17 protein-coding genes and 1 tRNA gene are annotated in these 16997 nt (G+C 42.0%); 13 read left to right on the forward strand and 5 right to left on the reverse strand.

Translation table 11 applies throughout. The features are described 5' to 3' along the window. Window positions 1–16 precede the first annotated feature (16 nt). The 4 genes from Q4492_RS04385 to Q4492_RS04400 all read left to right on the forward strand — a co-directional run bounded on the left by Q4492_RS04385 (window position 17) and on the right by Q4492_RS04400 (window position 6420). A complete protein-coding gene (locus tag Q4492_RS04385) occupies window positions 17–445 on the forward strand; it encodes a hypothetical protein (RefSeq protein WP_303416046.1) in 429 nt (142 codons plus the stop codon). Window positions 446–515: 70 nt separating this feature from the next. Continuing rightward, window positions 516–1823 carry a TolC family protein gene (locus Q4492_RS04390; protein WP_303416047.1) on the forward strand — a complete coding sequence of 436 codons (1308 nt, stop codon included), beginning with the start codon at window positions 516–518 and terminating at the stop codon, window positions 1821–1823. After that, window positions 1823–3310, forward strand: coding sequence for an efflux RND transporter periplasmic adaptor subunit (locus tag Q4492_RS04395; protein WP_303416048.1), 1488 nt, complete (start codon window positions 1823–1825; stop codon window positions 3308–3310). Before Q4492_RS04390 ends, Q4492_RS04395 begins: the two co-directional genes overlap by 1 nt. Next, the gene (locus Q4492_RS04400; protein WP_303416049.1) at window positions 3307–6420 is read left to right on the forward strand and encodes an efflux RND transporter permease subunit; all 3114 of its coding nucleotides are present in this window, start codon (window positions 3307–3309) and stop codon (window positions 6418–6420) included. Before Q4492_RS04395 ends, Q4492_RS04400 begins: the two co-directional genes overlap by 4 nt. Window positions 6421–6550: 130 nt before the next feature. Here the strand turns inward: Q4492_RS04400 and Q4492_RS04405 are convergent, their stop codons facing one another. Beyond that, on the reverse strand, window positions 6551–7447 hold the full coding sequence (locus tag Q4492_RS04405) for a LysR family transcriptional regulator (RefSeq protein WP_303416050.1): 897 nt from the start codon (window positions 7445–7447) through the stop codon (window positions 6551–6553). A 160-nt stretch (window positions 7448–7607) separates the two neighbouring features. On the opposite strand from Q4492_RS04405, the gene Q4492_RS04410 reads away from it, so the two are divergent. From Q4492_RS04410 to Q4492_RS04420, 3 genes are read left to right on the forward strand one after another with little or no spacing between them, the layout of a single operon-like run. Next, window positions 7608–8204: an FMN-dependent NADH-azoreductase gene (locus tag Q4492_RS04410; RefSeq protein ID WP_303416051.1), complete on the forward strand. Its 597-nt coding sequence runs from the start codon at window positions 7608–7610 to the stop codon at window positions 8202–8204. 26 nt (window positions 8205–8230) lie between these two features. Next, the gene (locus tag Q4492_RS04415) at window positions 8231–9193 is read left to right on the forward strand and encodes a glutathione S-transferase family protein (RefSeq protein ID WP_303416052.1); all 963 of its coding nucleotides are present in this window, start codon (window positions 8231–8233) and stop codon (window positions 9191–9193) included. After that, a complete protein-coding gene (locus Q4492_RS04420; protein WP_303416053.1) occupies window positions 9190–10065 on the forward strand; it encodes a pirin family protein in 876 nt (291 codons plus the stop codon). Before Q4492_RS04415 ends, Q4492_RS04420 begins: the two co-directional genes overlap by 4 nt. Here Q4492_RS04420 and Q4492_RS04425 read toward each other — a convergent pair. Genes Q4492_RS04425 through Q4492_RS04435 form a run of 3 tightly spaced genes read right to left on the reverse strand, consistent with a single transcriptional unit; the run spans window position 10007 to window position 12216 of the window. Beyond that, window positions 10007–10783, reverse strand: coding sequence for a glycerophosphoryl diester phosphodiesterase (locus Q4492_RS04425; protein ID WP_303416054.1), 777 nt, complete (start codon window positions 10781–10783; stop codon window positions 10007–10009). The genes Q4492_RS04420 and Q4492_RS04425 overlap by 59 nt on opposite strands. Continuing rightward, a complete protein-coding gene (locus tag Q4492_RS04430; RefSeq protein ID WP_303416055.1) occupies window positions 10780–11397 on the reverse strand; it encodes a glutathione S-transferase family protein in 618 nt (205 codons plus the stop codon). Before Q4492_RS04430 ends, Q4492_RS04425 begins: the two co-directional genes overlap by 4 nt. A 9-nt stretch (window positions 11398–11406) precedes the next feature. Further along, complete coding sequence (locus Q4492_RS04435; protein WP_303416056.1) at window positions 11407–12216, reverse strand: hypothetical protein; 810 nt, start codon at window positions 12214–12216, stop codon at window positions 11407–11409. A 221-nt stretch (window positions 12217–12437) separates the two neighbouring features. On the opposite strand from Q4492_RS04435, the gene Q4492_RS04440 reads away from it, so the two are divergent. Continuing rightward, complete coding sequence (locus Q4492_RS04440) at window positions 12438–13196, forward strand: EAL domain-containing protein (protein ID WP_303416057.1); 759 nt, start codon at window positions 12438–12440, stop codon at window positions 13194–13196. A gap of 96 nt (window positions 13197–13292) precedes the next feature. Further along, window positions 13293–13898: a DUF924 family protein gene (locus tag Q4492_RS04445; RefSeq protein WP_303416058.1), complete on the forward strand. Its 606-nt coding sequence runs from the start codon at window positions 13293–13295 to the stop codon at window positions 13896–13898. 9 nt (window positions 13899–13907) lie between these two features. On the opposite strand, the gene Q4492_RS04450 is transcribed toward Q4492_RS04445, so the two are convergent. Next, window positions 13908–14768 carry a DUF72 domain-containing protein gene (locus tag Q4492_RS04450; RefSeq protein WP_303416059.1) on the reverse strand — a complete coding sequence of 287 codons (861 nt, stop codon included), beginning with the start codon at window positions 14766–14768 and terminating at the stop codon, window positions 13908–13910. 119 nt (window positions 14769–14887) lie between these two features. Between Q4492_RS04450 and Q4492_RS04455 the strand changes: the two genes are divergently transcribed. The 4 genes from Q4492_RS04455 (at window position 14888) to Q4492_RS04470 (ending at window position 16997) form a co-directional block, all read left to right on the forward strand. After that, the gene (locus Q4492_RS04455; RefSeq protein ID WP_303416060.1) at window positions 14888–15670 is read left to right on the forward strand and encodes a motility protein A; all 783 of its coding nucleotides are present in this window, start codon (window positions 14888–14890) and stop codon (window positions 15668–15670) included. A gap of 13 nt (window positions 15671–15683) precedes the next feature. Beyond that, window positions 15684–16466: an OmpA family protein gene (locus Q4492_RS04460; protein WP_303416061.1), complete on the forward strand. Its 783-nt coding sequence runs from the start codon at window positions 15684–15686 to the stop codon at window positions 16464–16466. After that, window positions 16463–16849, forward strand: a complete 387-nt coding sequence (locus tag Q4492_RS04465; protein ID WP_303416062.1) for a PilZ domain-containing protein — start codon at window positions 16463–16465, stop codon at window positions 16847–16849. The genes Q4492_RS04460 and Q4492_RS04465 overlap by 4 nt, the downstream gene beginning before the upstream one ends. A gap of 74 nt (window positions 16850–16923) precedes the next feature. After that, window positions 16924–16997: transfer RNA gene (locus Q4492_RS04470), tRNA-Met, on the forward strand.

Consider the following 16997-nt stretch of genomic DNA (forward strand, 5'->3'; position numbering starts at 1 on the left):
CCTAGGATATAGCTTAATGGGTTATTCAAACATACTGACAAAGCGTGGACGTGTTATAGCAGCTTTTAGCCTGCTATTTTTTATCGTCTATTGTTCGGCAGGTGTATGTACCAATCTACTAAGTGTTCCTGTTTCAGATGGCGTTGTTGTATCAGGTGTTGATCACAGCCAGCATATGTCCACAGACAGTAAGTTTAATGAGCATTGTGGCAATGGTGGTATTAGCTGCGAATGGAGTGTTAATCCTGTTGCTGATCCTATAGATGATGCTACACCTTTATCTAGTTTTTTCTTTCTTTTCGCTTTAGGGGTAACGACCCTTCTATTTAATTTGCGGCCGGATTTTAGGCAGCGCATTGTCTTCCAGTTTGCGTTTGCTCGACAGCAATTCTTTCAACGAAGTTTCCCACGTCTACATATACAACAGGCTGTTTTCCTTAATTAAATCGCGTCTCGTTTTGATAAACAGTGCTCTTTATTTAGAGCGTTATTTTCATATCGTTTGAGACCGGTTTATGTATATATCTCCTTTTTTATTAATGGCGTTTTTAGCCGTTTTTTCGATCTCCGCTCATGCTGATTTAAGCCTAGAAAAGGCGCTCACTGAAGCTTTAGCCCATGATCATTGGCTTGTGAGTAACCAGTATCAGGAGCAAGCAATTCGTTCTGGTGCTATTGCTAGTGGACAATTACCTGATCCTAAGCTTCGTATAGCATTGGCTAACTTACCGACGGATAGCTTTGATTTTAATCAAGAAAATATGACCCAATTACAATTTGGTGTTTCTCAGCAATTTCCGCGAGGAGATAGCTTAGAGATTAAGCAACGTCAGTTAAATTTAATGGCAGATCAAAAACAGTTGGAGCGTGATGAGCGAAAGGCTCTGATCAAGAAAAAGGTCGGCCAGTTATGGGTACAACTTCATCAGTATCAAGAACAGATAAAGTTGTTGGTGGATAACCAACATATATTCAATGAGTTGTTGACTATTAGCCAAGCTAATTATCGTAGCGGGAAAATACAAGGTTACGAGTTGCTAGATGCTGAATTGAAACTTACTCAGTTGCAGGATCGTATTGCTAAATTAGAGCAACTTAAAAACCAAACGCACGGTCGCTTATCTGAATGGCTAACGGTTCACGGAAGGGTGGGGCCGCTTTCTTCTGAGTTACCTGAAATAAAAATGATACTGACTGACGAACAGTTAAACAGTGAAGATAAAGTCTATCAGGCATTATTGCGACATCCTGTATTACAACGCCTTGAGCAAGGTGTAGATATACAGCAGAAAGCGGTTGATTTAGCGGATGAAGCTTATGAACCAAGTTTTAAAATCGATGCTAATTATGGGTATAGAGATGATATGTCGACGGGCATAGAGAGATCTGACTTTTTTAGTATGGCGGTTACATTTGATCTACCTATCTTTCCTGAAAAACGGCAAGACGCACATAGAAATGCAGCTATTAACCTGCGTGAAGCAGCAAAAGAGCAACGTTTACTTAATGCGCGTCAAATGAAGTCTACATTTGATTTTGAGCGGGCTAATTTAGCTGGGTTAGAGCAACGTATCATAATTTATAACCGTGGTTTTTTACGCCAATTAAAAGAAAAACGCATAGCTGCATTAAAGGCCTATGGGGCTTCGACTGCTCGGTTTGCTGATATTTCTGCCGCCGCGATCAGCGAACTGGAAGTTAAACTTCAGAAAGTCGCCTTACTTCATGAGCGAGCATCAACCCTATTTCGCCTCAATTACTTATTGGCGGGGGTCGATCCTGAATTGCGATTATTGTCGCCACGTTACTTGGAGTCAAAGTAATGAAAAAACTTATTTTTATTCTAGCTTCTTTATGTGTGGGATTAGTGATCGGTTATTTAGTAGCGGGTGCTGCATCTGATAAGGGGATGGCCTCGCTTACTGAAAGTAAAGAGGATGAACCGCTGTATTGGGTTGCTCCAATGGATGCGAATTTTAAACGAGATAAGCCCGGCTTATCTCCTATGGGTATGGAGCTAGTGCCCGTTTATGCGGATAACCTTGCGGAAAAAGAGATGCCTGGAACCGTGAGAATTCGGTCGGAGGTGGTTCATAATTTAGGCGTTAAAACGCAAGCCGTTTTATTTAGCCCGTTACAAGAACAGATTAAAGCGGTGGGTTATATAGGGTTCAATCAAGATAAAATGATGGATGTTCATTCACGTATATCCGGTTGGGTTAAGTTTGTAGCTGTAGGCGCTCCGGGTGAGTATGTAGAAGAGGGAACTCTGTTATATAGAGTGTATTCTCCAGAGTTAGTGAATGCCCAAGAGGAATTTATAGCGGCCCTTAAAAGTAATAATCGTTTTTTACTACAGGCGAGTCAAAGTAAGCTTCAGTCACTTGGTGTAGCGCAACGCTTTATTAATGAGTTAAAACGGGCAAAAAAAATCTATCAAGATGTGCCTGTGTATACGCCGCAGTCAGGGTATGTTGGCGAGTTAAATCTGCGTAAAGGGATGTTTATTAATCCCTCTATTAAGCTGATGAATATTGGCTCTTTAGATCAGGTTTGGGTGATAGCCGAAGTATTTGAGAGGCAGGCTCATTTGATAAATCAAGGTGACTTCGTTGAGATGAGTTTAGACTACCTTCCTGCTAAAGCATGGTCAGGGCTGGTTGATTATATTTACCCGGTGCTCGATAAAAATACGCGTACGCTCCAGGTGCGTATACGGTTTGATAACCCTGACTTGCTTTTAAAACCCGATATGTTTGCGAGTGTGACGATTCTATCTCGTCCTACCGAGCCGGTATTAAGCGTTCCATCTTCATCGGTGATTGTAACGGGCACGCAAGAGCGAGTCGTCGTTTCTTTAGGTGAAGGGCGCTATAAATCAGTGGAAGTTAAGGCGGGAGGGCGATTTGTTGATCGAACGGCTATTTTTGAAGGGCTTTACCCTGATGATCGAGTTGTGACTTCAGCGCAGTTCCTTTTGGATTCTGAATCTAGTCTTAGTTCAGATTTTTCACGTATGACTCCGTCATCTATGGGGTCGATTGAATCTGTATGGGTGATGGCAGAGATTCAAAATATAGACCCACAGAAGCGTACGCTTACACTTGCACATAAGGCGATACGTGAATGGGAGCAGCCGGCTATGACTATGGAAGTCCCTTTAGCAGAAGAGCTTGATATGAGCCCTTTTAGGGAAGGAGATTCTATTCAGGTACTTCTTAAAGGGGGCAATATGGGCAACCTTAAGCTTATTGATTTTGTTGTGCCTCGCCCGAAAGCACCTAATAGCTCTGTTGGGGGTGCTTTATGATTAAGACGTTGATCTATTGGTCGATTAAAAATAGGTTTTTTGTTTTATTGGCAACATTTATTTTAATTGGTTGGGGAGCCTTTGCGGTTAAAAATACCCCTATAGATGCAATTCCGGATCTATCTGATGTGCAAGTCATTATTAAAACCAATTATCCAGGACAGGCACCTCAAGTTGTTGAGGATCAAGTCACCTACCCTCTGACAACGGCCATGTTGTCGGTTCCTGGTGCTAAAACTGTACGGGGTTTCTCATTTTTTGGTGATTCCTATGTGTATGTGATTTTTGATGAAGATACTGATCTTTATTGGGCGCGTAGTCGAGTTTTGGAATATCTAAGCCAAGTTGCCTCTAAACTGCCTGATAGTGCTAAACCCCAATTGGGGCCTGATGCGACCGGTGTCGGCTGGGTATATCTGTATGCGTTGGTAGACCGTACAGGCCAACATGATTTAGCGGAGCTAAGAAGTCTCCAAGATTGGTTTTTGAAATATGAATTGCAAACAGTCCCCGGAGTGTCTGAAGTCGCACCAATTGGAGGAATGGTTAAACAATATCAAGTTAAAGTAGACCCCAATAAACTACGCGCTTTTGATATTCCTCTCTCTCATATTAGTCAAGCGATTAAGCGTGCGAACCAAGAAACTGGCGCATCAGTTATCGAAATGGCTGAAGCTGAATATATGGTACGTGCAACTGGTTACTTAGATGGTATAGATGCGATTAAAACTATACCACTGGGAGCAACCGTTAATGGCACACCAATCTTGCTTAAAGATTTAGCTGATGTAGAGATAGGTCCGCAGATGAGGCGAGGCATAGCTGAGTTAGATGGTGAAGGTGAAGCTGTTGGCGGTGTGGTTGTTATGCGTTTTGGCGAAAATGCACAAACAACCATAACAAGCGTAAAAGAGAAACTTGAAGAGCTTAAACGTAGTCTCCCTGCAGGCGTAGAGGTTGTGACAGTTTATGACCGATCAGGTTTGATCGAGAGAGCTGTAGACAACCTTTTCGAGAAGCTAATTGAAGAGTTTATTGTTGTGATTGTGGTTTGTGCAATCTTCCTTTTCCATTTTCGTTCCTCTTTAGTAGTGATTATTAGTCTACCTGTAGGCATTTTAGTAGCGTTTATTGTGATGTTTTACCAAGGAATCAACGCCAATATTATGTCGTTGGGCGGGATAGCTATAGCGATTGGAGCCATGGTTGATGGTGCGATTGTGATGATAGAAAATGTCCATAAACATATCGAACGCACCCCCTTGACGGAAGAGAACCGTTGGCGAGTGATTGGTGATGCCTCAGCAGAAGTGGGGCCTGCCCTTTTCTTTAGTCTGTTAATTATCACCATGAGCTTTTTACCCGTGTTTACCTTAGAGGCTCAAGAGGGACGTATGTTCTCGCCTCTTGCATACACTAAAACTTATGCGATGGCCGCTGCCGCTGGTTTAGCTGTTACATTAATACCTGTGTTAATGGGCTACTGTATTCGCGGCAATGTGTTACCTGAGCATAAGAATCCCATAAACCGCTTATTGTTAGCTACATATCTTCCAGTCATTCGCGCTGTACTTACATGGCCGAAAGTGACCGTTGCTTGTTCTATATTGGTAACGGCTTTAGGGTTTTGGCCGTTAGATAAAATTGGTAGTGAGTTTATTCCTCCTTTGGATGAGGGAGACTTAATGTATATGCCAACAACCTATCCCGGAATCTCTATTGGTAAGGCTCGGGAGTTGCTCCAGCAGACTGATAAATTAATTTCAACTGTGCCAGAAGTTGAGAGAGTATTTGGGAAAATGGGCAGGGCAGAAACCGCAACAGATCCTGCACCTTTAACGATGATAGAAACCTTTATTACGCTTAAGCCAAAGGAGCAGTGGCGAGAGGGAATGACAACTAAAAAACTTACTAAAGAGTTGGATGATTTAGTTAAGTTGCCGGGCCTGACTAATGCGTGGGTCATGCCCATTAAAACTCGTATAGACATGTTAGCCACAGGTATTAAAACCCCGGTGGGTTTGAAGGTTTCAGGGCCAGATCTGAAAGTTATCCAATCGATAGGGGTGCAGTTAGAAAAGGTACTTGCCGAGCTTGAAGGTACAGCATCTGTTTATTCTGAACGAGTCGCTGGTGGTCGTTATATAAAAGTAGATATTCAACGAGATAAAGCTGCTCGCTATGGGCTTAATATTGCAGATGTACAAACTGTAATTACGAGTGCTATAGGAGGAACTAATGTCTCCCAATCTGTTGAAGGTTTAGAACGATATCCTATTAATGTACGTTATTCGCAGGATTACCGTAACTCAATTGAAGGACTAAAGTTGCTACCACTCATTACCAGTAAAGGGGCGCGTATTGCTTTAGCTGATGTGGCAAATATCTTTATTGAAGATGGGCCGCCTGGGATTAAAAGTGAGAACGCGCGTCCCAATGGATGGACTTATGTCGATATAGAGGGCAGAGACTTAGGTAGTTACGTTGATGAGGCTCAAAGAGTGGTTGCCGATAAAGTAACGCTTCCTCCGGGGTACGCTATTAATTGGTCTGGTCAGTACGAGTACTTAATTCGAGCTAAAGAGCGGCTGAGCTATGTGGTACCACTGACATTAGCAATTATTGTCATTCTGCTTTACCTGAGCTTCCGTCGGTTTTCTGAAGTGGTCATGATTATGGGTACGCTGCCATTGGCGTTAATTGGTGGTATTTGGATGTTATATCTGAATCAATTTAATTTCTCTGTTGCCGTGGGAGTTGGGTTTATTGCATTGGCAGGCGTGTCGGTTGAAATCGGTGTCATTATGTTGGTTTATCTAAACCAAGCCTATGAAGAGAGCCTTAAAAGTGGTCGTGATAGGTTTACCTTGGAAAAGCTTCGTAGCGCTGTTGTAAATGGTGCGGGCATGCGTGTACGTCCTGTAATGATGACTGTTGCGGCTGTTATAGCAGGTCTATTACCTATTATGTATGGGGAAGGTGCGGGTTCTGAAATTATGCAACGCATCGCGGCCCCAATGATAGGTGGGATGGTGAGTGCAGTGATACTGACCTTAGTGCTGTTACCTGCGGTTTATTACTTATGGCGAAAACGGCAGCATAAGCTCTAACTTTTATAGTTAACCATATGATTTAAAAAAGCCTGAATAAAGCGGTAAAAGTTAGGTCAATGTGTTTTAAGCTTTTACCGCTTTTTAGCTATAGAGCCTCTTATCAGTCTTTCTAGATAAAGGTCTTTAGTTAAAAATCTGAGTCCATTATTTTAGCCATACGCGTGCTCAAAAGGTTGCCAAATAATTTGGCGGCAGGTCCTGCATAATCGCCTGCGGAGTAGATTAGGTTCAATTGCACATCTCTTTTATTTCCTATTTCTAAATTTAGCGGTTTTAGTCGCCCTTCTTTGATTTCTTGTTGTATTTTTAGCGTTGGGAACCAAGCATAGCCTAAGCCTTTGCAGGCAGCGTCGATCGATGTGCGTATATGGCCTACTGTTAATCGGTGTTGTGCACCTAACCATCCTGCATCTAAATCTCTACTGCCCGAATCTTTTATCACCAGCTGCCTATGTAGACGAAGATCTTGATAGTTTAAGGGTCTGTTGAGTTGATGCAAAGGGTGAGATGGGCTGGCTACTGCATGGAAGCTAACCAGTAAAAGGGGATCTCCTAGAAAACCCGGAGGAATGCGGCCACCGATCACCAGATCGGCCTCTTTTTTTAAAAGCGCTTCATCTGTACCACTGAGAACGGTTTCCATTATCTCAATACGGGTTAAGGGGTGCTCTTTAGTGAATTGTTCAATAACGTCTAGCATGATCCATTCAGGAAATAAGACGTCCATAGCAATACGTAATTCGGGCTCCCAACCTTCGGCAAACTGCTGGGCTTGAGCTTCCATCTGATTGGCTTCTTCAAGTAGAACGGTGGCCCGTTGATATAAGGTTTTTCCTGCGGGAGTAAGGATCGCTTTGCGTCCTGCTATTGCAAATGCTCTGACATTTAGGCTGTTTTCTAATTTTTGAATCGCATAGCTTACCGTTGATTGGCTTTTATTCATTGCTTCTGCCGCTGCAGCATAGCCGCCCTTATCTACAACCGAGATCAGTGTTTGCCATTGTTCTAAGGTTACGGTTGGCATAGTTGCTCCTTTATCGAATGAATCTACATTCAGCCATAATACATCTAAAAATTAGATCATATTAAGCTATTTTTCGCTATTTATAATCGTCTTTATAAATATAAGAATGTGCATATCAACTTAACTACGCATTAAATGCGATGAATAGAGGGAGCCGGTTATGGCCACATTACTTCATATTAAAACCAGTATTTTTGGCGACGAAGGAAAATCAAGCCAGCTTGCCGCTAAGTTTATTGAGCAGTGGAAGCAAACGAATAAGGATGGCGCTGTAGTTGTTAGGGATCTGATCGTAGAAGATTTACCTCATTTAGATAGTTTTGTTGTTGGTGCGTTAATGACGCTAGAAGAAGAGCGTTCAGCTGCTCAGCAAGTCTTAGTTGAGCGTTCAGATGAGTTTATTCGTGAAATTAGAGCGGCAGATAGAATAATTATCGGCGTACCTATGTATAACTTTTCTATACCGACACAGATGAAAGCTTATTTTGACCTCCTAGCTAGAGCTGGCGTTACTTTTAAGTATACGGAGAATGGCCCTGTAGGTTTGATTGAAGATAAGCCTGTTTATCTGTTTGCTACACGTGGTGGCCTTTACAAAGATAACGGCATTGATTTTCAAATACCTTTTGTTAAGCAGTTTTTAGGTTTTATTGGCCTAGAGAGTGTAGAGGTTATCTTTGCTGAGGGACTAAATATGGGAGAGGTTGCTGCTAAGTCTTTAGCTCAGGCTGAAAAACAGATTACAGAGATTAGCTAACATAGGTTGAGTGCGGAGGAGATCTAATGGGATTATTGGTTGAAGGTCAATGGCGTGATCAATGGTATGACACGACGCGTAGTAAAGGTGAATTTATCCGTTCAGCTTCTCAATTCAGACATGTGATTACAGCTAATGAGGATGCTGATTTTAAGGCTGAGGCGGGTCGTTACCACCTTTATGTTTCTTTGGCTTGTCCTTGGGCACACCGCACGTTGATTATGCGTCAATTGAAAGGGTTACAGCATCTTATTAGTGTGGATGTTGTGGATCCGCTTATGCATGAAAGTGGTTGGACTTTTGATAAGCATTTTCCCAATAGTACAGGAGATAGCCAGTTTGCTTATGAGTATCTCTATCAGCTTTATACCCATACAGATCCAAATTATAGCGGTAGGGTGACAGTGCCCATTTTGTGGGACAAAAAGAAGAAGGTGATCGTTAATAATGAGTCAGCAGATATTATTCGTATTTTTAACTCCGCCTTTGATCATTTAGGTGCAATTACAGGAGATTACTTTCCTGTAGTTCTACAGGAATCTATTGATACTATTAATGATTTTATCTATGAATTCGTTAATAACGGTGTTTATCGGGCGGGGTTTGCAACTTCACAATCTGCCTATGACAGTGCGGTGAAGCAATTATTTAATGCGTTAGATCAGCTCGAAGAGCAGCTGAGTAGTCGGCGTTATTTGGTGGGTAACCAATTAACTGAAGCGGATATACGGCTATTTACCACTTTGATTAGATTTGATCCCGTTTATGTAACGCATTTTAAGTGTGATTTAAAACGGATTGCCGATTACCCCGCGCTTTCAGGTTATCTACGGGACATCTATCAGCTTGAAGGGATCGCAGAGACAGTTAATCTGGAGCATATTCGTCATCACTACTATCGTAGTCATAAGACGATTAATCCGACTGGGGTTATTTCTATAGGGCCAGAATTCGATCTTGATTTACCCCACGGGAGGGCATCCTTATGATCAGTCGTGATCCTAAGCGGGAAATAAATCGAGTTATTCCTGCGGTGGATAGTCGAGATGGAGCAGGAGTCCTGTTAAAACGTAGTATCGGGCGTAATCCGTCGGCCCGTTTAGATCCGTTTTTGATGCTGGATGCGTTTTCAACAGACAATCCTGATGACTATATGGCCGGTTTTCCTCCCCACCCTCATCGAGGTTTTGAAACAGTGAACTATATGCTCAATGGGCATATGATTCATAAAGATCATTTAGGTAATGAAGGGGAGCTTCGATCCGGTGGTGTCCAATGGATGACGGCAGGCAAAGGGGTTGTTCATGAGGAGCGTCCTGTAGCGATTGAGGGGCTGATGCGAGGCTTTCAGTTATGGATAAACCTACCAGCTAAGGACAAAATGAAACCGGCTGCCTACCAACATATTGAACCTGAGGATATTCCTCACATAGAGCTAATGGGTGGTGCTGCACTCAAGTTAATCGCGGGTAGTTTGACCTTGGATGACATCACCTATCAAGGCCCCATTTGCGTAGAGGAGACTCAGCCCTTATATGTGGATCTGCAATTGCAGCCGGGCACGACCGTTGAACTGCCCATACCGCCTAGCCATAATGCGTTTATTTATCTGTTTGAAGGTAAAGCAACAGTGGAAGGGCAGCCTTTGTTAATTGATGCCGCGAATCGGCTATCGACTGGGTCCAGGGTATCAATTACCACAGCCGAGAGTGATGCTAATAAGCCCATTACGCGGTTGCTGCTACTAGCAGGTAAGCCCATAGGTGAGCCCGTTGCACAGTATGGTCCGTTTGTAATGAATACTATGGCAGAGGTTGAGCAGGCGATAGCTGATTATCGTGCAGATCGTTTGGTTGATTAAAGGGCGCCATAATGAAGGGGTTATCGGTAAAGATACCATCAACCCCTAATGCGAATAGTCGATCAGCTTGTTCAGGATCATTACAGGTATAGCAGTATAAATCATAGCCTGAGACCTTCACGTCTTGAATGTCTGCTTGGGTCATAGCGTTGCAATCGCAGTGTATGCTACAAGCTTGAATTGCAGCTGCTTGTAGATGCCATCGTTCAGGAAGGTAATCGTATAGTAATCCAATATTCGCCTGAGCGTCTAAGGTGCGATAAGCACTAAGTGCTTGATGGTCAAAGCTGCTGATAATTAACTTATCTGGATCGTGCCAATAGACAGATATCATTTGAAAGGCTGCGGCGGCGGTTAGTTCAGATTCACCATCACGGGGTTTTAGTTCTAAATTTAGCCCTAAGTTTAACGTTTGGCAGAGTAAGAGGGCATCGGATAGCAGTGGTAGTTTTTCGTTGTGCCATTCCTGACTAAACCAACTTCCGGCATCTATTTGAAGTAGATCAGTGAGCGTCGAGCGCGATAATGAACCGCTGTAGTTTGTACAGCGATCAAATTCATGGTCATGGGAAAGTACGGGGGTGCTGTCACCGAGAAGGGATAGATCAAGTTCTACCCATCTAAGACCACAAGCTGAGGCTTTTCGAATACCCGCTAAAGTGTTTTCTGGTGCGAGAGCCGCGGCACCTCGATGGCCGATAATGCGGTCTGCTATCACGGAACTTGCATTCCGCGTTTCACAAATTCGATATCGTTCATGCGTTCCATCCATGCATTAACAAAGGGGAATTGTTCAGGATCGACAGCTTGCCATTCATAGCGCATAGCCCAAGGGTAGATAGCAAAGTCGGCTATAGATAAGTCATCGCCGATAATGAACGATTTATTTTCGAGCTGCGTATTTAAAACGCGCCATAATCGTTGAGCTTCTGCGTTGAAGCGCTGTTTTGCGTAGGGCACATCTTCTTTAGCAAATTTATTGAAATGGTGTGCTTGCCCGAGGAATGGACCAAAGCCGCCCATCTGCCACATCAACCACTGCAGACATTCCAGCCGAGCTATAGGATCCGTAGGTATAAACTCATCGTTTTTTTCTGCTAAGTAGATAAGTATGGCGCCACTTTCGAAAAGTTCGACTGTTTCGCCATTAGGCCCTTCAGGATCGATAATAGCGGGTATTTTATTATTGGGGCTTATTTTTAAAAAAGAGGCTTCAAACTGGTCGTTTTCTAAAATATTAACCGGATGAACTCTATAAGGTAGTCGCAATGCTTCAAGCATAATTGAAATTTTGCGGCCGTTAGGGGTTCCCCACGTATACAGGTCAATCATTCGAACTCCTTAAAGCGATATAAAATGATTATAGATCGCAATCAGTTCTTCTTCAGTGAATGTAACTATAACTAACTGTTGTCCTGGTGTGATGAGGTTGGGGTTATCCCCTAGAATTCCTTTTTCGTAATTATAGATATAAGTTTGGTCTACTTTATTTTTAAGTATTTGGCCCAAAAAAGAACTACGCTTATTGTCTAATTTCTCATCGGCGTCTTTTGGAATATCAACGGTGACTGTTTTGTCGAGTCCCGGCAACACAAGTCCACGTGTAAATGTGCTCATCAATCCATGTTGAATAATTCCCCAAAGCCCTTCGATATCGGCTTCATTCACCGCATGAATAAAGTAGATATTGTTCGCTGCTTGATCAGGATTGTCGAGTAACTCTTGTAATTTTATCTGGTTCTCTAAAGAGAGCGCCGCGAGTGGGTCATCGCTGTTGGGTTGAGCGGTTGAACCGGCAGTTTTAATGATATTTATATGGCTAGAAACGGCAAAGGTTGCGGTCCCATCTTCAGCAATGGCATCGGGGTTTGCTGGCGTATTTTCTTCTGGAATTGTATCGAGTCGATCGACGCTCTTTTTTGGTAGCCTGAGAAGCTGGTCGGATGTAACAAAGTTATCCGCTGCGCCAATATCTATGGGCTGTTCAGCACCTTGAGTTAAGGTATTAATATGCTTTTTGGCATTTGGATTAGATTCTTCATGTTGCTCGGCAGATAGTGGTGAGGAAGTTTTTGATTCTTTTTCTTCTAAGAATAGATAAGCTGCCGCGCACAATGCAGCAATAACAATGACTATAAAAAAGCGTTGCATTCTATCTTCCTCTAACAAATTTATTAATACGATGTTCCATAATGTAGCCCTATGTTGGCAATATTAAAATAGTTAAAAATATAGTTAGTGCTATGTTTTGTTTCTCCTAGCAGTCATTTTTTGTAATAAATTCAATACTTTTTCTATTATAAGACTACTCAAAATACCATTTTTTAAATACAATTGATAATTATTATCATTATTATTTAAGGTTGTGTCTTGTGAGTTTGTATAGTCCTTCGGTCGATAGGTTAGAGTTACTTGAGTTAGTAGATAGACAGCGATTTGGTGTTGAGTATCAACCGATTATAGATACCTGTAGTGGTGCGGTTATAGGTTACGAGGCTTTAGCACGTTTCTTTAATCACCAAGGAGATCTGGTTGCTCCTCTTCATATATTTCAGTTATTACATGATAGTCCGCTGATGCTGGCCCAAGTTGAGTTACAGCTAAAACGGTTGCAGATTAGATTTCGGCCTAAAAATAGCACGCTTTTTCTTAATCTTGATCCCCATGCTTTTTCTGTATTCGGGCCGGTTGAGAACGAGAATGTTATGGCTAAAATGTTGACGGATAATCAAGATTTAGTAATAGAGCTAATTGAAAATACAGATTTAAATGATGCGCATATTAGTAATGAAGTAGCCACGTTTATGCATCACAAGGGCGTTGCTATCGCACTGGATGATGTGGGTGCCCCAGGCACAATGGTCTCTTTGAATATTTTGAGTAATGTAGATTTTATTAAATTTGACCGACATTGGATCAGTGGTGATAGTTGTCAAAGCAAGAGTATGAAGCAGTTGTTTAAAAGTCTAATTGGATATGCCCAGTTAAGTGGTAAAAAAACTATATTGGAAGGTGTTGAATCTGCAGAAGATCTAGCCTACGCGGCTAAAATTGGTGTTGATTATGTGCAAGGTTTTTTTTACAAAGAGTTGTTTGTAAATGAGCATTGTGGAAATAAAGGTACGTTATAGTTTAAACAGGGCATGAGACCTAGCCGAACGCCTAAGTACGCAAACTACCTAAATTCCACTATCTTTAATGTTTAATAATCTCGCGTGTTGATGGATATGATTGAGAAAATTGAAGATATTTTAAGATTCTGGTTTGGCACAGTGGAAAACGGTTTTCCAGTGATTGATCGCAGTAAATTATGGTGGTCAGGCGATGCAGAAAATGACCGTCTAGTCGCTGAACTTTTTGGTCATCGTGTTCATCAAGCATTACGTGGTGAATTGGATGAGTGGGCAAGTTCGCCGCGAGGGCGACTTGCCTTAATTATTTTATTGGATCAGTTTACGCGTACTATATTCAGGGGTTCTGAAGATGCATTTTCTGGTGATGCTCAGGCGTTAGCCCTATGTATAGAGGGACGCAAGCTGGGGCATGATCAAGCATTAGAGGTTGTTGAAAGAGCGTTTTTCTATATGCCATTTGAGCATGCCGAGCAGTTGGATCTACAGCAGCTAAGTATTGAATGCTTTGAGCAGATGCTATTTGAAGTCTCAGGGGTCAATAAGATCTATATGGAAAATTGGTTGGATTTTGCCCATCAGCATTATGACCAAATTAATCGTTTTGGTCGTTTCCCGCATCGTAATGAAGTATTGGGTCGCAGCTCTACACCTGAAGAGTTGGCCTTTTTGCTACAGACTAAGAATCGCTGGGGGCAATGATTGTTGCGCTTAGAATAAGTTGTCTTGTTTTTTTGCTGGGAGCCAAGGATTAAACAAGCAACTTCCTGGACGTTGTTTTTCTAATTGATTAACAAAGTATGCTGCGAGTTCAGGGGCCTCGGCATTATCTGGTGTGTGAAAAAAGAAAAAGGGAGTTTTGCCCTCATCCATCCAGTGGATGGCTTTATTGATCCAAGGCGTTAAATAGTCCGTACCTAGCTCCCAGTCTAAGGGGGTAATAAAGCGAACCATGGGATACTTTGAAGTCGCTATGGCGTGAACGGGGAGTTTCGGTTTATGCATTTTTGCTTTTAAACTGATGGGATCTTCTGATGGGTCATGGAATAGTCCGCGGGTATCGAAGCTAATACGATTAATATCGTAGGTGGCAAGTAATTGATTAAAATACTTTTCAGTCTCGCCCTTATCAAAGAAACAAGTATTTCTGACTTCTACAGCATAGTTAAACTCTTTAGGTATTTTGATTAAAAAGTCTGATAAGGCTTGCAGGTTATGTTCATCAAAAGAGGCGGGTAACTGTATGCACAAAAGCCCAAGCTGCTCATGCAGTGGGGCGAGCCTATTTAAAAATGCTAAGGTTTCTTGTTCGGATGATTTGAGGTGGTTTAAATGGGTAATCTGCTGAGGGAATTTAAAGCAAAAGCGAAATTCCTTATCGGCTTCATCTACCCAGCGCTTTACTGTATCTATTTTAGGTAAACCATAAAATGTGCTATTTCCCTCCACACTACTGAAGTGGCGAGAATAGGTTTTTAATATATGTTCACTTGGCGAGCGTTTCGGCATGTTCTGTTGCCAAGCAGCATGCTGCCATTGAGTTAGACCAATATAAGAGTGTTGTTTCTTCACGTGATTAGGCACAAATGTATAGAGATGAAGTTATATAGTATGTACTTATAATTGCTGTACGTTAACATGCTAACATGTGGATTATATTTAATTTTAAGTGGATTTTAGAGAGATATTAAATGGATTTCGCCTCACTAGTCGGAATTGTTTCCGGTTTAGCTTTAATTATTTCAGCCATCATTATGGGCGGCAGTTCTGATGTTTTTGTCAATGTCCCAGGGATGATGATTGTCGCTGGTGGCACCATCGCTGCGACACTATTAACTGTACAGTTCAAAGACGTAACTAACGCATTTAAGGGTGCATTTATTGTTTTCACCCAAGATAAAACCAATCAGCAAGAGATGATAGATACGATGCTGGAGTTGAGCCGTATCAGTCATCGTCACGGATTGATGAAAGTAGGCGATGTAGAAAGTTCATCTCCTGTTTTAAAGCGTGCTTGTATGCTCTTGGCTGAAGCCGCATCGGAGCAAATCATTCGCAATACTATTCAAAATGAGATCGATTCTCTTATTGCTCGGCACTATGCAACACAAGATGTGTTTCGAAAAATGGCGGCTTATGCGCCAGCGTTTGGCATGTTAGGAACATTAATTGGGCTTATTCAGATGCTAAGTGAGTTAGATAACCCTGACACTATTGGCCCGGCGATGGCGGTTGCGCTGTTAACCACCTTTTATGGGTCGTTATTAGCAACAATGGTTTTTTTACCTATCGCCGGTAAGTTGAAATCAAGAACCTTACTTGAGGTGACAAACCTTGAAATTATTCGTGAGGGTTGTATCAGCATTTTAACAAATGACCACTATATGCATGTTTATGAACAACTGTCGTCATATATTCCAGCCGCCAAGCGGAAAAAGTTAAGGCAAGGTAAAAGTAAGACTGCAGAAAAATAAGGGAGTATAAATTATGGATTCTAAAACGACCCTTATAGAGGAAAATGAAACAGCTGATTGGCTTTATACTTTTGCTGATTTAATGACCTTGCTGTTGGTTTTCTTTGTGCTGCTTTTTTCTCTTTCAAACATTGAGGTTGAACGTTTTCAAATTGCTTCTCGTTCATTAAATGAAGCATTTCAGGGTGAGTCTGGTGCAAATAGTATTATCGAGTTTCCCCATGAAGCTCCAGTAAAACCAGAAATTCCTGATGAGATTGAAGAGCGCTTACCTACGTCCCGTTTGTCTGAGGAGAAAGAGGACAAACCTATGGAAAATGAAGCAGAAAACCTTAATTCTGCACTACAGAGTTTAAATGATGATCTTGCCGAGCAGTTAAAGATAGATGTTTTAAACGAAGCGGTTGAAATCGGCTCTCCTAAAGATGGCAAGGTGATTATTAAGGTTAGTGGGGACCTGTTGTTTCCCTCAGGTTCTGCAGAGTTTAATCCAGAAATGATGCCCGTGCTTGATTCCATGGTGTTGACGCTTAAGAAAAATGCAGAGATTAAATTAAGTGTTCATGGGCATACAGACAATGTACCTATAGAGACTGCTAGGTTTCCTTCGAATTGGGATCTTTCAGCTATTAGGGCAACTAACGTATTGAGGTATCTGGTTAGAGGTGGGCTTGAAGTCGAGCGTGTCTCGGCTACAGGTTATGGCGATTCTAGACCACTTGTACCAAACGATAGTGTTGAAAATAGAGCGCAAAATAGACGTTTGGAATTTGTATTAGAGAGACAGGCAGAATGAAGATCCCTATAGAACTGGAATTAAGTGATGACGAAAATAGGCGTAATGCCTATAGAGCGCCCGTTGATGATAAAGTATCAATGACGATTGATGACAAGCCTGTCACGCTGTTAGATATTTCAGAAACCGGTGTGGCTTTTGAAACAACTGATCATCTATCAGGGAAGATTGAAAATGCAGTTATTCTATTTACTTTAGATAAAAGCTATCGTCTTAAACCGGCTTTAAATGTTTCTTTCTGTGGCGCGGGGCGCTGTGGTGCTGAGTTTGATGGTCTCTCTGAAAAGGCAAGTTTGGTTTTATCTGAGTTAATAATAGACATTCAAAAAACACGTATCCGGCAGGCAGCAGAAGATAAATTTCAAGTAATTGATAAAGAGTAATTTAGTTAATCGTTGAAAATATTAAAAAAAGCTTGAGGTTTGCGGAGTGGGTCTGTAGTATTCGCACCACGTTGATGCGGGGTGGAGCAGCTTGGTAGCTCGTCGGGCTCATAACCCGAAGGTCGTTGGTTCAAATCCAGCCCCCGCT

The organism is Neptuniibacter sp. 1_MG-2023, from assembly GCF_030547185.1.
Taxonomy (GTDB): Bacteria; Pseudomonadota; Gammaproteobacteria; order Pseudomonadales; family Balneatricaceae; genus Neptuniibacter.

What these genes read in the sequence shown, in the direction of transcription:
- Q4492_RS04385 (WP_303416046.1), top strand. Translation starts at nt 17, where the DNA reads ATGGGTTATTCAAACATACTGACAAAGCGTGGACGTGTTATAGCAGCT.
- Q4492_RS04410 (WP_303416051.1), top strand. Translation starts at nt 7,608, where the DNA reads ATGGCCACATTACTTCATATTAAAACCAGTATTTTTGGCGACGAAGGA.
- Q4492_RS04455 (WP_303416060.1), top strand. Translation starts at nt 14,888, where the DNA reads ATGGATTTCGCCTCACTAGTCGGAATTGTTTCCGGTTTAGCTTTAATT.
- Q4492_RS04435 (WP_303416056.1), bottom strand. Translation starts at nt 12,216, where the DNA reads ATGCAACGCTTTTTTATAGTCATTGTTATTGCTGCATTGTGCGCGGCA.
- Q4492_RS04405 (WP_303416050.1), bottom strand. Translation starts at nt 7,447, where the DNA reads ATGCCAACCGTAACCTTAGAACAATGGCAAACACTGATCTCGGTTGTA.
- Q4492_RS04460 (WP_303416061.1), top strand. Translation starts at nt 15,684, where the DNA reads ATGGATTCTAAAACGACCCTTATAGAGGAAAATGAAACAGCTGATTGG.
- Q4492_RS04415 (WP_303416052.1), top strand. Translation starts at nt 8,231, where the DNA reads ATGGGATTATTGGTTGAAGGTCAATGGCGTGATCAATGGTATGACACG.
- Q4492_RS04390 (WP_303416047.1), top strand. Translation starts at nt 516, where the DNA reads ATGTATATATCTCCTTTTTTATTAATGGCGTTTTTAGCCGTTTTTTCG.
- Q4492_RS04420 (WP_303416053.1), top strand. Translation starts at nt 9,190, where the DNA reads ATGATCAGTCGTGATCCTAAGCGGGAAATAAATCGAGTTATTCCTGCG.
- Q4492_RS04400 (WP_303416049.1), top strand. Translation starts at nt 3,307, where the DNA reads ATGATTAAGACGTTGATCTATTGGTCGATTAAAAATAGGTTTTTTGTT.
- Q4492_RS04395 (WP_303416048.1), top strand. Translation starts at nt 1,823, where the DNA reads ATGAAAAAACTTATTTTTATTCTAGCTTCTTTATGTGTGGGATTAGTG.
- Q4492_RS04445 (WP_303416058.1), top strand. Translation starts at nt 13,293, where the DNA reads ATGATTGAGAAAATTGAAGATATTTTAAGATTCTGGTTTGGCACAGTG.
- Q4492_RS04465 (WP_303416062.1), top strand. Translation starts at nt 16,463, where the DNA reads ATGAAGATCCCTATAGAACTGGAATTAAGTGATGACGAAAATAGGCGT.
- Q4492_RS04430 (WP_303416055.1), bottom strand. Translation starts at nt 11,397, where the DNA reads ATGATTGACCTGTATACGTGGGGAACCCCTAACGGCCGCAAAATTTCA.